Raw genomic sequence first — 1,745 nt, 5'->3', positions numbered from 1 at the left:
CGGCCGCGGCGCGGTCGGCCGGCACGGACCCGAGGATCAGGTCGGTGGTCAGCGTCTCGACGAGCGCGACCGCCATCCCCGCCAGGGCCATCCCGACGACGACCGCCGCGGGCCCGGCCCCGACGCCGAGCAGCGCCAGCGCCCCGAACCCGACCGCCGCCAGGGCGAGGGCGCCGACGATGAGCCGCCGGACCTCGACGTGGCGGGCCACCCGGGCCGCGACCAGCGCACCCGCCATGCCGGTGAGCGTGCCCGGGACGAGCCACAGCGCGGCCGCCAGCGGCGACATCCCCGCCACGAGCTGCAGGTACTGCGGCACGAGGACGAGCAGTCCGACCAGGGAGAACACGCTGAGCAGGTTCGTCGCCACCGACACCGAGAACGCCCGGTGGGCGAACAGCCGCAGGTCGAGCAGCGGGTCGGTGACGGTGCGCTGGCGGTGCACGAACCACACGCCCGCACCGAGCCCGGCGAGACCGGCGACCAGGCCGGCCGTCGTGACCCCGTCGGTCGCGAGGGACTTGAGCGCGTAGACGACGGGCAGCATCGTCGCGAGGGCCAGCGCGGCGGAGAGCAGGTCGAAGCGCCCGGGCCTGGGGTCGCGGCTCTCGGGCAGCAGGAACGGCCCGACGACCAGCAGCGCCACGCAGACCGGCACGTTGACGAGGAAGACCGATCCCCACCAGAAGTGCTCGAGCAGCCAGCCGCCGATCACCGGGCCCGCCGCCGCGCCCGCCGAGAACGCCGCCGCCCACGCGCCGATCGCGCGCCGGCGGGCGTCGGGCTCGGGGAAGACGGTCTTGAGCAGCGAGAGCGTCGACGGCATCAACGTCGCCCCGCCGAGCCCGAGCAGGGCGCGGGCGGCGACGAGCGCGCCCGCGCTCGGCGCGAACGCCGCGGCCACCGAGGCGAGCCCGAACGCGGCGGCACCCGCGAGCAGCAGGCGGCGGCGCCCCAGCCGGTCGCCCAGCCCGCCGGCGACGACGAGCAGCCCCGCGAGCACGAACGAGTAGACGTCGACGATCCAGAGCTGCGTCGCCGCGCCCGGGCGCAGGTCCTCGGAGATCGCGGGGAGGGCCGCGCCGAGCACCGTCATGTCCAGCGTGATCAGTAGGACCGGCGCGATGAGGGTCGCCAGGGCGAGCCTGCGGTCCGGCGGGGCGGGCATGGGCACTCCACGTAACTCAACAGTCCGGACGGTACAGTTTGAAACTGTACCAGCCGGACGGTGAAGTGTGGAGCGGTAGCCTCGGCCCATGCCCCGGCCCTCCCAGCGGGACCGCGTCGTCCGGGCCTACGTCGACCACGTCGTGAGCCACGGGCCGGACGCGGTCACCCTCGAGGCCGTCGCGGCGCGGGCCGGGGTCTCCAAGGGCGGCCTGCTCTACCACTTCGGCTCCAAGGACGCCCTGCTCGCCGGGTTCCTGGACTGGGTCCGGGAGCTCACCGAGGCCGACATCGCGGCGGCGCGCGCGGCCGCGGAGGCGGGCGAGGAGTCGGTGGCGCGCTACTACCTGCGCACCTCGGCCGACGATCCCCAGCGCGACAGCTCGATGTTCCGCAGCACCGTCGCGCTGCTGAGCCTCGCCGGATCGGAGGAGGCCGCCGCCGTCACCGCGCGCGAGGTCATGACGGCGTGGCGGGACGTGCTCGCGGCGGAGGCGGGCGACGAGCTGACCGGCGACCTCATCGCCGCGCTCGGCGACGGCATCTACCTGCGGGCCATCGCGGGCGAGCCCTCCACG

General features: G+C 75.6%; 2 protein-coding genes. One reads left to right on the top strand and one right to left on the bottom strand.

Going from position 1 to position 1,745, the window contains the following annotated elements; genetic code table 11:
* The coding region (locus AC0CYZ_RS17795) for an MFS transporter (RefSeq protein ID WP_472217702.1) at positions 1-1,168 on the bottom strand (1,168 nt) is incomplete at its 3' end.
* Between the two features lie 88 nt (positions 1,169-1,256).
* On the opposite strand from AC0CYZ_RS17795, the gene AC0CYZ_RS17790 reads away from it, so the two are divergent.
* The coding region (locus AC0CYZ_RS17790) for a TetR/AcrR family transcriptional regulator (RefSeq protein ID WP_472217700.1) at positions 1,257-1,745 on the top strand (489 nt) is incomplete at its 3' end.

It is taken from the genome of Actinomycetospora sp., from assembly GCF_055612215.1.
The sequence above is the reverse complement of the archived record's forward strand: the minus strand, read 5'-3'. Positions and strand labels throughout refer to the sequence as shown.